The 15,467-nt window shown below is 65.0% G+C and carries 13 protein-coding genes; 6 read left to right on the forward strand and 7 right to left on the reverse strand.

The features are described 5' to 3' along the window. Nucleotides 1-175 precede the first annotated feature (175 nt). Nucleotides 176-1,612: an MBOAT family O-acyltransferase gene (locus IVB12_RS28205; protein ID WP_247303989.1), complete on the forward strand. Its 1,437-nt coding sequence runs from the start codon at nt 176-178 to the stop codon at nt 1,610-1,612. Then, nucleotides 1,612-2,718 (forward strand): hypothetical protein, encoded by a 1,107-nt coding sequence (locus IVB12_RS28210; protein WP_247303991.1) that lies wholly within the window; start codon nt 1,612-1,614, stop codon nt 2,716-2,718. Before IVB12_RS28205 ends, IVB12_RS28210 begins: the two co-directional genes overlap by 1 nt. A 50-nt stretch (nt 2,719-2,768) precedes the next feature. Here IVB12_RS28210 and IVB12_RS28215 read toward each other — a convergent pair whose 3' ends face one another. From IVB12_RS28215 to IVB12_RS28225, 3 genes are all read right to left on the reverse strand, one after another. Then, nucleotides 2,769-3,956, reverse strand: a complete 1,188-nt coding sequence (locus tag IVB12_RS28215) for an aminotransferase class V-fold PLP-dependent enzyme (protein WP_247303993.1) — start codon at nt 3,954-3,956, stop codon at nt 2,769-2,771. A gap of 106 nt (nt 3,957-4,062) precedes the next feature. Next, nucleotides 4,063-4,788, reverse strand: coding sequence for a thermonuclease family protein (locus IVB12_RS28220; protein WP_247303995.1), 726 nt, complete (start codon nt 4,786-4,788; stop codon nt 4,063-4,065). A gap of 160 nt (nt 4,789-4,948) precedes the next feature. Next, nucleotides 4,949-6,679: a hypothetical protein gene (locus tag IVB12_RS28225; RefSeq protein WP_247303997.1), complete on the reverse strand. Its 1,731-nt coding sequence runs from the start codon at nt 6,677-6,679 to the stop codon at nt 4,949-4,951. Nucleotides 6,680-7,098: 419 nt separating this feature from the next. Here IVB12_RS28225 and IVB12_RS28230 point away from each other — a divergent pair, with 419 nt between their 5' ends. Further along, nucleotides 7,099-7,950: a caspase family protein gene (locus IVB12_RS28230; RefSeq protein WP_247303998.1), complete on the forward strand. Its 852-nt coding sequence runs from the start codon at nt 7,099-7,101 to the stop codon at nt 7,948-7,950. Nucleotides 7,951-7,967: 17 nt separating this feature from the next. Here the strand turns inward: IVB12_RS28230 and IVB12_RS28235 are convergent, their stop codons facing one another. From IVB12_RS28235 to IVB12_RS28245, 3 genes are all read right to left on the reverse strand, one after another. After that, nucleotides 7,968-8,861, reverse strand: coding sequence for an HlyD family efflux transporter periplasmic adaptor subunit (locus tag IVB12_RS28235; RefSeq protein ID WP_247304001.1), 894 nt, complete (start codon nt 8,859-8,861; stop codon nt 7,968-7,970). A 194-nt stretch (nt 8,862-9,055) separates the two neighbouring features. After that, on the reverse strand, nt 9,056-10,180 hold the full coding sequence (locus IVB12_RS28240; RefSeq protein ID WP_247304003.1) for a lactonase family protein: 1,125 nt from the start codon (nt 10,178-10,180) through the stop codon (nt 9,056-9,058). 125 nt (nt 10,181-10,305) lie between these two features. Next, nucleotides 10,306-10,443 (reverse strand): hypothetical protein, encoded by a 138-nt coding sequence (locus tag IVB12_RS28245; protein ID WP_247304006.1) that lies wholly within the window; start codon nt 10,441-10,443, stop codon nt 10,306-10,308. A 122-nt stretch (nt 10,444-10,565) separates the two neighbouring features. On the opposite strand from IVB12_RS28245, the gene IVB12_RS28250 reads away from it, so the two are divergent. Both IVB12_RS28250 and IVB12_RS38215 read left to right on the forward strand, forming a co-directional pair. Next, complete coding sequence (locus IVB12_RS28250; protein ID WP_247304008.1) at nt 10,566-10,742, forward strand: hypothetical protein; 177 nt, start codon at nt 10,566-10,568, stop codon at nt 10,740-10,742. 86 nt (nt 10,743-10,828) lie between these two features. After that, nucleotides 10,829-10,951: a hypothetical protein gene (locus tag IVB12_RS38215; protein ID WP_256466467.1), complete on the forward strand. Its 123-nt coding sequence runs from the start codon at nt 10,829-10,831 to the stop codon at nt 10,949-10,951. Nucleotides 10,952-11,221: 270 nt separating this feature from the next. Here the strand turns inward: IVB12_RS38215 and IVB12_RS28255 are convergent, their stop codons facing one another. Next, on the reverse strand, nt 11,222-13,885 hold the full coding sequence (locus IVB12_RS28255; RefSeq protein WP_247304010.1) for an EAL domain-containing protein: 2,664 nt from the start codon (nt 13,883-13,885) through the stop codon (nt 11,222-11,224). 225 nt (nt 13,886-14,110) lie between these two features. Here IVB12_RS28255 and IVB12_RS28260 point away from each other — a divergent pair, with 225 nt between their 5' ends. Then, nucleotides 14,111-15,136 carry a LysM peptidoglycan-binding domain-containing protein gene (locus IVB12_RS28260; RefSeq protein ID WP_247304012.1) on the forward strand — a complete coding sequence of 342 codons (1,026 nt, stop codon included), beginning with the start codon at nt 14,111-14,113 and terminating at the stop codon, nt 15,134-15,136. The last annotated feature ends 331 nt before the right edge of the window (nt 15,137-15,467 follow it).

The raw sequence follows: 15,467 nt of genomic DNA on the forward strand, positions 1-15,467 counted from the left end.
TGGCCGGGTCAAGCCGGGCAATGACGGCCATGGGCGGCGGCAGGTCGCGCATCATATGGCGACGAGACCGCGAATTGCTAGCGCAGCTAGCGGCAAGGACCGTGCCAGATCGCCGGGTTGTTGACCTCGCCCTGGTATGCTTTACGGCCCATATCCCCGCCGCCGGTGCAGCCTGATGCTGTTCAATTCCTATCCGTTCATCCTGCTGTTCCTGCCGGCCGTGCTGGCTGGCTACTTCTGGCTCGGGCGGCGCAGCAATCTGACGCCGGTGATCTGGCTGGCGGCGGCCTCGCTCGCTTTTTACGCCACCGGCAGCTGGCCATTCCTGGCCCTGTTGCTGATCTCGATCGCCTTCAACTATGGCGTCGGCCATCTCCTCATCTTGGCGAAGCTCACGTCGCCGCACCGAAAGACGGCGCTCGCTCTTGGTGTCATCGGCGATCTCCTCGTGCTCGGCATCTTCAAATATGCCGGCTTCGTCACCGAGAACATCAATGCGCTGGCCGGCACGCATTTCGCGGTCCATATCCTGCTGCCGGTCGGCATCTCCTTCTACACGTTCACCCAGATTGCGTTCCTGGTGGACGCTTACCGCGGGCAGGTCGCGGCCTATGCGCTGCCGCACTACGCGCTGTTCGTGACCTATTTCCCGCATCTGATCGCAGGACCGATTCTCCATCACAAGGACATGATCCCGCAATTCGATCGGAAGGAGAGCAAGCTTCCGGATGCGCATCTGATCCTGTGCGGGGTCATCATCTTCGCCATCGGCCTGTTCAAGAAGACGTGTCTTGCCGACGGCATCCAGCCACTGGTCGCGCTCGCCTTCGAGACGCGCTCGCCGAGCTTTGACCAGGCCTGGTGTGGTGCGCTCGCCTACACGTTCCAGCTTTATTTCGACTTCTCCGGCTATTCCGACATGGCGATCGGGATCTCGCTGATGTTCGGCATTTTCCTGCCGGTGAATTTCAACTCGCCCTACAAGGCGGTCAGCATCGTCGAGTTCTGGCGGCGCTGGCACATGACGCTGTCGCAGTTCTTGCGCGACTATCTCTACATCCCGCTCGGCGGCAATCGCAGGGGCCGCGTGCTGCGCTACGTCAATCTGATGCTCACGACGCTGCTCGGTGGGCTCTGGCACGGCGCGGCCTGGACGTTCGTGGTATGGGGTGCGCTGCACGGCGTCTATCTCTGCATCAATCATGCCTTCAACGCGCTGGTGCCGGACGTTCCATCGCTTCTTGCGAGGCCGGTCCGCATCGCTGGCGCAGTGCTGACCTTCCTCGCCGTCGTCGTCGCTTGGGTGTTCTTCCGCGCCGAGAGCGTTGCCTGGGCGTTGCGGGTGCTCCACGCGATGGCTGATCTCTCGAACATCGTCTTCGGCCGCGAGGAGATCGCGGCGCTGGTGCAGGTCACGATTTACGCCGCACTGGTGTGGCTGGCGCCGAACACGCAAGGCATCATGGGATACGATCACGCCAGCCGCAGGGTCGGCGAGGACTTGCGGGCAGGGCGGATGCGGCCGCTGGTGCTCTATGGGGCATCGCTGGTGCTCGCGTTCGGCATTCTGGGCATCCAGAGCCACAGCGAATTCATCTATTTCCGGTTCTGATGCGCACGCCGTTCACACACCTAAGGCGTCTTCTGCTCGCGAGCATTGCGTGCGTTCTGGGCGCGGCGGCACTCAACTACGTCGTCGATCCCCTGCAACTGTTCCGCCCTTCGTATTTCGTCGCAGCCTTCTATTCCGAGGACACGCGCGTGCAGAATGCCGGGCTGATCCGCAGCCAGTCGTTCGACACCGCCTTCATGGGCACCTCACTCGCGATCCATTTCCGCCAGAGCGAGATCGATCGTGCGCTCGGCGTCCGTTCGCTCAAGCTGGCGATGACCGGCTCCAATTCGCGCCAGCAGGCTTTTGTGCTGGAGCAGGCGATCGAGCGCGGCGCAAAGCGGGTGATCTGGGCGATGGACGACTTCATCTTTATCGATGCCACCGACATCGAGGCCGATCCCTATCTGTCCGTCGATCTCTATCGCAGGACGGCCAGGGGGATCGGGTCTTATCTTTTCAGCGCTGCGATGGCGAAGGAATCCGCGTTCGCATTGCTGCGGTCGGTCGCGTCATTGCGAGAGCCGCTGACCCGGGCGGCGCCTTATCTCCCCCTTAGGTTTGCGCTGCCCGACGTCGATGACATCTACGCGCTGCCGCGGGATTTCGACGTCGCGAGCGGCTACAATGCGCAGCGGACGCTTGCCGCCTTCGCCTACATCACCGCTCCCGCCCGCAGCCGTTTCCTCGGTGAAGGCTATGGTTTCGATGCCATGGTGCGGCATTTCGAGCGCGATGCGGTCGGCCTGATCACGCGCCATCCGGACGTGACCTTCGACATCTACTTCCCGCCCTATTCGATCCTGCAATTCGTCGCGATGCGCGATGCATCACCCGAGACGCTGAAGATCGTCACCGATCTCTCCGCACGCACTGCGCAAATCCTGACGCAGCTTCCCAACGTGCGCCTGCACGATTTCCGCGCGATCAAGCAGGTGACGCACGATCTCGGCAATTACAGCGACGTCATCCACCATTCGCCGGTGATTGATGCGAAGGTGCTGAAGTGGCTGGCGAGCGGGGAGTATCGCGTCGATCCGAAGGCGCCGCTTGCACCGCTGAATGAGCTAAAGGCGCAGGTCGCGGCGTATCGCATCGGGCCCTGACCTTCTCCCACAAGGGGAGAAGGAAGAAACCCGCGCGGAACGTGCCGCGCCTACACCGCCACTTCCTCGCCAAGATACGCGACGGCCGCCTCCAGCCCGCCCTTGCCGTGCGGGATCTTCAGCGCATTGAGCCCGATCTCGATCACGCCCAACGTGCCGAGCAGCATCGGCGCATTCACATGGCCCATATGGGCGATGCGGAAGGCTTGTCCCGAGAGATCGCCGATGCCGGTGCCGAGCACGACGCCGCACTTGTCTTTGCAATAGCGTTGCAGCACGGCCGGATCATGGCCGTTGCTCATGGTCACCGTGGTCACGGTGTTGGAGCGCTCGCTGGCTTCCGCCACGTTGAAGCCGAGCACCTGGCCTTCCGACCATACGTTGACCGCGCGGCGCGCGGCTTCGCCGAGCAGGCTGTGGCGGCGGAACGCGTTCTCCAGTCCTTCCTCGTGCAGGAGATCGATCGCCTGGCGCAGCGCGAACAGCAGATGCACCGGCGCGGTGCCGGCATATTTGCGATAGTGCTCGGTGCCCTCGCGCTCGCTCCAGCTCCAATAGGGCGTCGCCATGTTGGCCGTCTTGTGCACCTCGCGCGCACGCGAATTAGCGGCGACGAAGCCGAGGCCGGGCGGCGTCATCAGACCCTTCTGCGAGCCGGACATGGCGACGTCGATGCCCCATCTGTCCATCTCGAACGGCATGCAGCCGAGCGAGGCGACAGTGTCGACCATGTACAGCGCGGGATGCCCGCTGGCCTTGATCGCCTTGCCGATCGCCTCGATGTCGTTCTGCACGCCAGAGGCCGTGTCGACCTGGACGACGACGACCGCCTTGATGGTGTGCTCCTTGTCGCGGCGCAGGCGCTCCTCGACCTCGTGCGGCCGCACCGCGCGGCGCCAGTCGCCCTTGAGCACCTCGACCTCGGCGCCCATCAGCGCCGCCGCATTGCCCCAGCCGATCGCAAAACGCCCGCTCTCCAGCACCAGCACCTTGTCGCCGCGCGACAGCACGTTGCTCAGCGCCGCTTCCCAGGCGCCGTGGCCGTTGGCGATGTAGATGTAGGACTTGCCCTCGGTCGAAAACAGCTTCGAGATGTCACTGAGCAGGCCCTCGGTCAGGTCGGTCATCTGCTTGGAGTAGATGTCGATCGCCGGACGGTGCATCGCCTGCAGCACCTCGTCGGGCATCGTGGTGGGCCCGGGGATGGCCAGAAATTCCCGGCCCGCGCGAACGGTCATTGCTGTTGGTCCTTGTTTTTGGAGGACAGGCTGGTAGGTCGCTGAATCACACTTTTACGCGGCGGCGCGCCCATAGAAAAGCACGTTAAACGCAGGGCTGTGGCGCTTATCTCCTGGTCTCGCGGCAGCCGGCGGCTTCCGCCTCTTCCACTGAGCAGAACCAGCGGGTGCCCTTGCTGATCTTCATCCTGATCTGGGTGTACCAGCGGCTAGTCGGCTGGTGGTAGATGCATTCGCCGGCGCTGTTGACGTTGCCCTTGATGGTGCAATCAGGTGAAGGCGCGACCGGTCCCGAGGCCGAGGCGAGCAGCACCGCATGGGCGCCGTCGGGCGGCTTGGTGGCGCCCAGGATGGCGGTCTTCTTGTTGCGGACGCGCCAGTCCCAGGGCGCGATGAAGGCGCCCTGCCACATCCCCGCCTTCGCCTCCCGTGCAGCGGCTTCGTCCGCGTCGTAATCATGGGACATGCGGGTGTAGGCCAGCGCCCAGCCGCTGCGCACCAGCCATTTCTGGATGTCCTCGCCGCCGACCTCGCAGCGCGCCACGGTGCGGCCGCGCCGGTCGATGGCGCGGGTGTGGCAGACCCAGCTCTTGCCCTCGGTATGTTTCGCGAGCTCGTCACGCGCGGCGACGCCGCAGGTCCAGCGCTCGGTCTTGGTGTTGAGGCAGAGCTGGTCGAGCGCGGGGGCGTCGATGCCGCCGAGCCGGATTCGCGTGTTCCCGATCACGACGGTATCGCCGGCGCGTACCTTGGCCGTGCCGGTGATATCGGCGGCCTCGGCCAGCGAGGGGAGGGCGAGGAAAGCCAGCGCAATCAGGACGTTTCGCAACATGCCGGTCCGCAAGTCCCAGGAAAATCTCGATAGAGCCTGCGATTGTGTCAGCTTTTGGCTACTCGGCCAGCGTATGCCGGACAGATAGGCTTTCAACTTCCCGTCATCAAAGCGGGCGAGTTGCGAATAGGGAGTGGCGAATAGGGACGACCCCTATTCGCTATTCGCCATTCACCATTTGCCTCCGCGCCACCGCTAGCCCCATCAGCACGAAGGCCGACGTCACCTCCGGTCCGCCAACCAGAATTCGCGTCGGCGTCTTCATCTTGTTCCATTCATAGGCACGGAACGGGCCACGGCGGCCGCCTTCGCCGATGGCATCGACGATCACGTTCAGCGCCGGCGCAAAGGCGCGCGGGTCGGCGCCGAGATGGCCGAGCGCGATCAGCGCCAGTGCGGCGTCGAACGCGTTCATCTCCGCGGCCATCAACTCGCCTTTGACGTAGGACAGCACGCGGTGGCGGATGAAATCGAAATCGCCGTCGGGATCGATGGCGGCCTGGGCCGACAGTGGCAGCGCCAGGAACGCTGCGTAACAACGGCCGAAATAGGCACTGTAGAGCTCCGGCAGATAATAAATGTGCGAGCGCGGATTGGCGAAAGCGCCGCTGGCCGCCAATCGCTTCTGGAAACCGATGATGCGATGCACAGTGGCGAGCCGCGATGGCGTCTCAAGAATCTTCCAGCGCGCCAGGTTGCGAAAGCTGACCTCGAGAACGTCGAGATTGAGCGTCGGATCGAGATCGTTGCCGTAAGGACGCTCGCCCGCGAGATTGTCGATCCAGGTCGCAATGCCACCCTCGTAGTCGATATGGTCGTTCAGCGGCACCGTCACGCGCGGCGCGTTGACGCCGGCGCGGACCTGGTAGCCGGCGTAGAAATCCAAGAGCGGCTGGTCGATGATCGGATCGGTGCAGCCGGCCTGCGTCGCTGCCGAGATCGAGCAGGCCGTGGTGTCGCAATCCGGCACGTAGATTCCGAAGCCGAGATCCTGCTTGATCTGGGCGAAGAAGCGGGAGAAGCGCGGATGCGGTGCCGGCGCGAGCGCCGTGATGACATTGAACCGCACGCCGTCGATGCCCTCGACCTCCTCGCGGCTGATATTGATGCAGAAATCCACCATGTCGGCGATCGCGCGCTCCGCCGCGACCTTGTCGGCGGGTGAGGCCAGCCCGGTCTCGACATAGCTCAGCAGCGCCTCGATGAAGAACGCATCGTAATAGGCCGAGCGGTGGCGGATCTGCACCGGCTCCCACATCGGCTCGGCAACCCCTCGCCAGGGCGGATGGACCACGGCGCGCGCCGGCGAACGCGCGATGAAGACGCGGGCGAGGTTGAACAGCAGCGAGGAGTTCTTGTAGCCGCGCGCGTTGAGGCCCGTGAGCGCCATGATCAGCTCGCGTCCGCGACAATCGGGATCACCAATCAGGTTGAAGGCGGCGTAGGTCGGCAGGAAACCGTTCTTGCGGTACGAGCCGAGCAGGTGCTGTGCGCAATCGCGGATCACGCCATCGATCTGCGATTGTTGCGGCGCCTTGCCGACGAACATGGCCGGCGGCGGCCTGGGATGGTCGAGCGCGATGCTGTCGACGAGATCGGCCACGGGCTGGCCGACGGCCGCCCAGTCGGGCTCGGCCTCGTCGCGGGCATGGGCAAGCGCTTGGCGCAGCGCCGCCAGCCTCGCTTCGTCGCGCAGCTCGGGCAGTCCGGCCCGTCGCAGCAGCATCCGTAGCGCGGGATTGCCGAGCGCAGTCTTGTAGAATTTGGCCAGATGCGGATCGCCGCCGGACGCGCCCGACAAGACGGGATCGCAGACCTCGTAAAGCGAGGGGCCGTCCTTCCGCGCCGTCAGCGCCCGGCAGGCGGCGCCGGCAAAATATTGAAAGCTCATGAAATACCTGGTCGCGGGGCATTGGCCGGGGGCCGGCCGGCGCGCTCCCAGCCGCGCGCCACCCCCTGCAAGTCGTTGAAAAAGCTACCCGGATTCGCAGGAAATACAAATGTGATGGGAGTCACAGAAAAAGCCGGGACGAAGGCTGCCTGATGCCGCTCCGGAAGGCTACGGGGAGCAAAAAATGGAGAAACCCAGGCCTGAGAATTATCTAACATCTTCAGTGACTTAGCTCAAAATTTGAGCAATCTATTGCCCGGGGGCCTATATGCGGTTAAAGGTTTGTTTGGTGCGGCGCCGCAAATTGCGCGCAATTCGGGGGCACATCCCCGGCCGATCCCTCAAACCTAAAGACGCTATCGCGCTACTCAAACAGTGTGCGCGCGCTTGGCTGGTCTTTGGCACAGGAACGAACCGAGATGAATGTAAGGCAGCTCGACCTCTCCAGACGCACGATTGCCGTCGCCGCCGCCCTCATCGGCACGGTGTCGCTCGTCATCGGCGCGCATGCTGCTCTCAACATGCGGGCGATCGATGCGGCCAAAGCCGTCTCGACCGACCAGATCACGGGCTCGATCGGCCATGCCACGCATCTGGCGCTGGTCATCGGCAATGGACATTATCCTGACGCCAACGCGCCGCTGACGCAATCGATCAACGACGCCCGCGCGCTCTCGTCGTCCCTGCGCAAGAACGGCTTTGACGTCGACATGGTGGAAGATGCGACCAAGGACGACATGGTCCGCGCCGTCAACCGCCTGAAGTCCCGGATCAATCGCGACAGCGTCGTCATGCTGTTCTTCGGCGGCTACGGCGTGCAGGCCGGCCGCGAGAGCTACATGCTGCCGGTCGATGCCGTGATCTGGAAGGAAAGCGACGTCCGTCGCCATGGCGTCTCCATCGACGGCGTGCTCGAGATGATGAAGGAGCAGGGCGCCAAGGCCAAGCTCGTCGTCGTCGACGCCTCCCGCCGTAACCCTTACGAGCGCCGCTTCCGCTCCTACAGCCACGGCCTCGCGCCGATCAGCGCGGCCGACAACGCCTTGATCCTCTCCTCGGCCTCGCCCGGCAAGGTCGTCGACGACGGCAAGGGCGAGCACAGCGTGCTCGTCAGCGAGCTTCTCAACAACCTCAATGCGCAAGGTAGCAGCGCCGAAAGCGTCTTCAACAAGACCCGCGTCGCCATCTCCCGCGCCAGCGAAGGCGACCAGGTCCCGAGCATCTCATCGTCATTGCTCGAGGACATTCGCTTCGGCGAAGCCGGCGGCTAGTTTTTCTTCTTCAATCTCTACTTCGCCGCTTCCGCGCTCGCCATCACCGGGCGCACCGGATCGCCCTCGCGCAGCAGCGCGCCGGCGCGGGCGACGACGACGTCGCCATCGTTGAGTCCGTCGCGGACCTCGATATTGCCGCCCGACATCAATCCGATCTCGACGCGCTTGGTCTCGACGCGGTTGCGGCGGATCACCTGCACCACGGTGCCGGCCGAGGAATATTGCACGGCTGTCAGCGGCACCGCGACATTGCAGCTCTGTCCGGTCTTGATCAACGCGCGGCCGCTCGCATTCAGCAACAGGCGCTTCTGCGAGGAGATGCCGATATAGACCATGCCCTGCTGGATGTTCGGCTCGACGGTCGGTCCGATGCGGCGAATCTTGCCATCGATGTCGTCGGCGCCGGCAATGCGCACGGTGGCCTGCTGGTTGACGGCGAGCTTGCGCATGTCGGTGGTCGCGACCAGGCCGACCAGGTCGTATTCGCTGCGCGCCACGATCGTGAACAGGGCCTCGCCCTTGGCGGAGGCGAAATTGCCGATCTGCGCGGTCGACGTGGCGATCACGCCCGCCACGGGCGCGGTGACCTGAAGCGTGCCGCCTTCCGGCAGCGCCAGCCGCGCCAGCACCTGGCCGGCGGTGGTGGTCTGGCCGGCTTCCGCCAGCACCTCGGTCACCTTTAGGCCCGGACGTTCGGGCCGCACCGACGTTTCCTCGCGCGCAATGATCGTGCCGGTCGCCTCGACGATGTCGGAGAAGCAGGATTTCGCGACCTTCAGCACCGTGACCGCCGGCCCCTTGGGGGCATCGTCCTCGGCGGCTCCGGCCGGATATTGGCCGAGAGCGAACACTCCGGCGATGGCTGCGGGAAACAGGCTTCGGGCAACGGCACGGGGCAAATGACGCATCGAAAATTCCACGGGGTTATAGCCCTTCAATCGATAGCAGATGGCAACGGGCTGGACTACGGCAGCGTTGTCCCACGGCGGGGTGCCACACCGGCGCGGGCCGCCGCGGCAAGTCCTGATTAGTCGCGGGATTGGAGATCAGGTTCGCTCCCGCCGAATGGGGCAGGTTGCGGCGCAGGCCGGCCGCGCCTCCTTCACGGCAGGCTCAGAAACTCCACCCAGTTCGGCTTCTTGCCGGTGGGATAGGATTTCAGCTTGGCGAGCGCGCCGCTGCTCTGGTCGATCGCATAGACCGTCATGCCGTCGGAGAGTTCGCCGACCGCGGCGAGATAGCGCCCCGAGGGATCGACGTTGAAGCCGCGCGGCTGCTTCTCGGTCGGCACGCTGCCGATCGTGGTCAGCTTGCCGCTTGTTGCATCGACCTTGTAGGCGGTGAGCGTGTTCGTGGTGCGCTCTGAGGCGTAGAGGAAGCGCCCGTCCGAGGTGATGTGGATGTCGGCCGCCCAAGGCTTTCCGTTGAAGCCCTCGGGCAGCGCGGTGGTGCGCTGGGTCTCGGTCCAGGCGCCGCTCTTGGCCTCATAACTGAACGCCGCGACGTCGCCGTTCAGCTCGTGAACGAGATAGACGAACTTGCCGTTGGGGTAGAACACGAAGTGCCGCGGCCCCGATTTTTCCGGCACCTTGTGGGCCGGTGGATCGCTCGGCGTCAGCGTGCCGGTCGTGGCGTCGAACGCAAAGCTCAGCACCTGGTCGGAGCCGAGATTGGTTGCGAACACGAAGCGGTTGTCAGGCGAGGGCAGGAAGGCATGGGCGTTCAGCCCGGTCGGGATTATCTGCTTCGGCTCGCCGGCGACGCCGTTTGCGCCAAGCGGATTGAGCGCGACCTTGTTGCCGCCATAGGAGGCGCTGAACAGGAATTTGCCGCTGCGATCGACGGCGATATGGGCCATGCTGTCGGCGAGCGGCCCGTTGCCGATATGGCTGAGCTGGCCCGTCTTGGGATCGATCGCGAAGCTCACCGCAAGGTATGGCTGCGAGCGGATTCCGGCGATCAGCACGCGCTTGTCAGGCGTGATCGCGAGCGGCGTCGAGGAGCCCGACTTTTCGATGCCGGTAAAAGCTGCCGTCTGCACCGGTGTCATCTCGCCGCTCTCGGCCATCTTGAACACGCTGATGTCGTTGCTGTCGGCGTTGCCGACATAGGCGAAGGTTTCGGCCATGCCGGCACGGACTCCAGGAATGAGGGCGAGAAAAGCCAGGGTGGTGGCGATCGCAGCGCGCGGCAGGCGCGGCGCGATACGTCGGGTCGGTCTCAACATGGTCTCCTCCTCAAAGCCGGTGCGGCATTGTCGTTTTGCCGTCGAGGATAGCGGGAGGCGCGCCGTCGCACCAAATTCCAGTTGGGATTGATCGATGCCGAAATTGTATCGGTGGCTCAGGATGGCTACCGCACCGCCGCCGTCACGCTGCGGGAGGGCAAATGCGGGCCGGGCGGGCGATTAGGCGGCCCGAGCACGGTCCATACGGTGACCGCAAGCAGCCCGCAGGTCAGGATGGTCCAGGCGATCAGTCGTGTCCGCATCAGCCCTAATCCGCCGGTCGAAATCGCGATGCCCCGGGGCAACGATCGTGCACCGCAAACCGCGGCGATCCTATGACCTCGTTCACAGGCGAACCAATGCCGTCCCAGCGCATTGAAGCATCATGCCCCGTGAAAACGATCTCGAAGGCGAGCCCGATATGGGCGGCAAGCATGGCGGTCAGAAAGGCCAGCCCAAGCCGCCGTCGCGTCCGCTTGAGGGCGAGCGCGACGAGGACGTCGTGGCAAAGCGCCACACCGGTCAAACCGGTCGCAGCTCCCCGCCGACCAAACAAAAATAGCGCCGCATTCGCACCGGGAACGGCAGCCTCGCCTTGCCGTTATCCCGATCCCGCGAGCGGAGGAGATCGAAACGGAGGGCTGGCACGTGTTTTGGATCTATTGGGACACCGCCTGGTCGCTGATCATCAGCGGCATCATGTTCGCCACCATCGTCGCCCACCCCGACGCCGAGATCGCCGAAGTCCATGCCGCAAAAGGCCTGATGTGAGCTTTCGTCCCTCCGGGACGTCATCCTGCATGCTGCGCGAAAAAGCGCGATGAGATCGGGATGTGATCGTCACCGCGCGTCCTTTCGTGTTCGAGCATGATCCTTACACCGGCGCGCACTCGCTTTCGGATCACGCTTCGTCATTCTCGCTCCCTGACCGAGTCGAGCTTCAAGTCAATCGCGTTCGATCGCATTCAGCCGCATCACGATCGTTCGATGCCAATGACCCCACGGACATCGCGGATGGAGCGGCGCGTAATGAGCGCGCCGCTAAGCCGCCGCGGCCTGCGCCGACAACAGCTGCTTCAGTTTCGCCGCCGGCACGGCCGGGCTGAACAGCCAGCCCTGCATCTGGCTGCATCCGAGCTGTCGCAGCACCTCGCGCTGGGCCTCGGTCTCGACGCCTTCGGCGGTCGTCGCCATGTGCCGCGCGGCGGCCATGTGCACCACCGCCTGCACGATCGGGGAGGAATCATCGGGCTCGCCGATGTCGCTGATGAAGCTGCGGTCGATCTTGATCTTGTCGAACGGGAAGCGGTGCAGATAGCTCAGTGACGAATAGCCGGTGCCGAAATCGTCGAGCGCGATGCGCACGCCGAGCTCGCGCAGCTGCTGGAGGATCGTCAGCGCCTCCTCGTCGTCGCGGATCAGCACCGTCTCGGTGATCTCAAGCTCGAGCCGCCCCGGCGCCAGCCCCGATTCCGCGAGCGCCGCGGCGACCTTGAGCGCCAGCGTCCGCGATCGGAACTGCACCGGCGAGACATTCACGGCGATGTGGATCTGGCCGGGCCAGCTCGCGGCCTCGGTACAGGCCTGCTTCAGCACCCATTCGCCGATCTCGCTGATCAGGCCGGTGTCTTCGGCGACCGGGATGAAGTCCGCGGGCGAAACCATGCCGCGCTCGGGATGGCGCCAGCGCAGCAGCGCCTCGCAGCCGGTGACGACATTGGCCGCGAGGTCGACCAACGGCTGGTAGTGCACCTCGAACTCGCCGCGCGCCAGCGCCTGGCGCAGATCGAGCTCGAGCTGCCGGCGCTGCCGCGCCTTGGCGTCGTATTCGGGCGAGAAGATGCGAAAGGTGCGGCGCCCTTCCGACTTCGCGGCATACATCGCAAGATCTGCGCGCTTGAGCAGGTCGTCGATATTGTCGCCGTGATCGGGCGCGATCGCGATGCCGATGCTGGCATCGGTCGGGATCTCCTGGCCCTTGCAATTGACGGGTGCTCGCAGCGCATTCAAGATCGTCTCCGCCAACGCGGCCAACTGAGCCTGATCGTTGGTGCCGGCCTTGATGATCGCGAATTCGTCGCCGCCGAGCCGTGCGACCATGTCGTTGCCGCCGGCGCAGGCGCGCAGGCGGCTTGCGACCTTGCGCAGCAGCTCGTCGCCGACCTCATGTCCGAGCGAATCGTTGACGCCCTTGAACTCGTCGACGTCGATATAGAGGATCGCGAACGGCTTGCCTTGGCCGAGTTCGGCGACGCGGCGCTCCAGATGGCCGCGCATCAGCACGCGGTTGGGCAAGTCGGTCAGCGCGTCGTAATGCGCCATATGCGCAATGCGCTCGTCGGCGCGGATGCGCTCGGTGACGTCGTCATGGGTCGCGAGCCAGCCGCCGGCCGCGCCCGGCTGGTTCTTGATCTCGATCAGGCGGCCGTCGGCGGTCTCGACGATGGCGCTCTGGGTGCGCCCGATATGGCTCAGGATATCGTCGCAATAGGACTCAACGTCGCCGTGGAACGAGCCGGTGTGGTGGCGATGCCGGATCACGTCGCGGAAATGGACGCCTGGCTTCACCACGTCGGCGGACAGCGCGTACATCTCGATATAACGCCGGTTGCAGACGATCAGCCGCTCGTCCTGATCGAACATCAACAGGCCCTGCGTCATGGTGTTCATCGCGGTGTCGAGTCGTTGCTTCTCCAGCGAGAGCCGGTGCGTCACCTGGCGGAAGATCAGATAGAGCGTCAGCACGAGCAGCCCGATCGACAGCACGGCCACCGCGACGAAGAACTTCGTCTGCGTGCGCCAGGTGGCCAGCGTTGCATCCAGCGACTTGGTCGCGACCACGACCAGCGGCTCACCGGTGAGGAGGCGCGCGGCGACGATGCGGTCCTTGCCGTCGATCGGGCTTGCGAGTTGGGTGGTGACGAAGGTGCGCTCGAACACCGCCATCTGCTCGGGCGTGCCCTTGCGGAAGTTCTGCCCGATCATGTCATCGACATGCGGGATGCGTGCGAGCAGCTGGCCGTTCTGGTGGTGCATCGCAATCGAGGATTCCTCGCCGAGCCCGGTCGAGGCGAAGAAGGATTCGAGCTGCTCCGGCGCGATCGCGCGCGAGACCAGCCCAAGGAATTCGCCGTGCGGGCCGGAGACGCGCCGCGCGAACACGATCGCCGGTCCGTTGCCGAGCCGGCCCCGTACGATCTCGATCTCTTCCTGCGCGGCCGGATCGTTCTTGAGGCGATTGAAATAGCCGCGGTCGGCCACCGAGATCGCGGCAACCGGCCAGCGCCGCGACGAATTGATCAGCACACCCTCGGAATCGAACACATTGGCGCCGGCGACGTCAGACCAGCCGCTGGCCTTTGCGCGCAGCACCTCGTGCAGGGCGAGCGTGCCCATCTCGCTGCGGAAGACGTCAGCGGATTCGATGCCATGACTTTCGAGCTCGGCGATGATGCTCTTCTGGAGCACCGCAAAGTCCTCGAACTCACGGTCGAAATGCCGGGCGAGCAGGCGGACGGAGTTTTGCAGGCTCTCGCGGCCGCTCTCGATCGCATTCTGCCGGAAGCGGTCGACGGTGAGCGCGGTGCCGACGGCGGTCGCGGCCATCAGCACGAAGCCGCCGACGATCAGCCATGTCAGCGGTGCCCCGCGCCAACGGCGCAGCAACGCGCGCATCCGCGCGGTCCATCCAATCGATGTGCCCATCCAGCCCTCCCGTGGGACGCAAGATGCAGCAAAACCGCCAAGACCCCGTTACCAGCGAGGGTTAGGAAAGGATGAATTGGAGCGCGCGAGCCGGCGCCGGTTCATCCGGGCGCGCCTGAGCGGAGGCTTGTCATCCCAATGATCGTCTTGCTGCCGCAGCCAAATCGGCGCAATTTGCCGCGTCCGCTGATTTGCGGCCCAGGTTCTGACCAAGGTTCGTTTCCGATGATCACCGCATCCAAGGCCTTCATTGCATTCTGTCTGCTCGCGGTGGGCGGTACCGCGCTGGTGATCGGCCCCACCGACCTGCGCCGCGTGCTGCTGACGGGCGAGGCGAAAACCGAAGCCGCCGCCAAGCCGGAGGCAAAGGTCGAACCCAGACCGGAACTCAAGCCGGAAGAGCCGAAGCTTGCCGCCAGCGCGCCGGCCGCAACCGCCTCGCCCGAGCCGAAGGCGGGCGCGTTGGCCGAGACGCAGAAACAGGTCGCGGCGCTGGCCGATCTCGCGCCGGTCAAGCCGCCGGCGGCTGCGACCGATGCGGGCCCCCGTTTCGACGTTGCGCGGATCGACGATCATGGCGAAGCCGCGGTGATCGCCGGCCGGGCCACGCCGGGTGCGAAGGTCGAGCTCTTGCGCGACGGCAAGCCGCTCGATTCGGTCGTGGCCGATGCGTCGGGGCAGTTCGTGATGACCCCGCCGCAGCTTCCGGCCGGTTCCTATGAGCTGACCCTGCGGGCGAAATCGACCGACGGGACCGTCACGCAATCCGCCCGCTCCATGCCGGTGACGATCGCCGAAGCCGCGCCGCCGCCCGCGCGCCCGGTACCGGCCGCGCGGCAGGAAGCGAAACAAGAAGCGAAACAAGCGCCGAACCAGGCCGAGAAACCCGACGACAAGCCTGATGTCGTGGCCTCCTTGCCCTCGGCGTCGCCGCGCCTGGCCTCGGCACCCGACGGGCCCGCGGCTCGGCCCAGATTGACTGGCGCGCCGAAGCCGAAGGTTATGGCCCGGGCGCCGGCAGCGACTGCAGTGGCATCGGCTTCGCCGGCGGACGCGCTCAATGGTGCACCGGCGGAAGCGGGTGGCAGCCGCGTGATCTCCCGCGGCGACAGCCTGTGGGCGCTCAGCCGGCTCGCCTATGGTGACGGCGCCCGCTACGCCGTGATCTTCAACGCCAACCGCAACAAGATCCATAATCCCAATTTGATCTATCCCGGCCAGACCGTCGTGATGCCGCCAAAGGCGCAGTGAGGCGGTTCTTCTTCTTTCTCTCTTCTCTGCGGCCATCCTTCGAGACGCCCGCCTCAGGCGGGTCCTCAGGATGAGGAGATGAGCGCGGCAGCAGTTTCAACGGGCACCGATGCTGCCTAGCCTCGTCCTTCGAGACCACCGCTCCGCAGTCCCTCAGGATGAGGCGAATTGGCGTCGGAGCTGTTGAAATGCTGCCGCACATTCCGCCCTCATCCTGAGGAGCCCGCTAAAGCGGGCGTCTCGAAGGATGTGCCGCGAGGAGAGTCCCGGTTCCCGTAAGCGATTGCTTGCGTCTTACCGGGAGAGGTAAGCAGCCACCCGCGACGCTTTG

Origin of the sequence: Bradyrhizobium sp. 179 (assembly GCF_023073535.1) — a bacterium.
Lineage (GTDB): Bacteria > Pseudomonadota > Alphaproteobacteria > Rhizobiales > Xanthobacteraceae > Bradyrhizobium.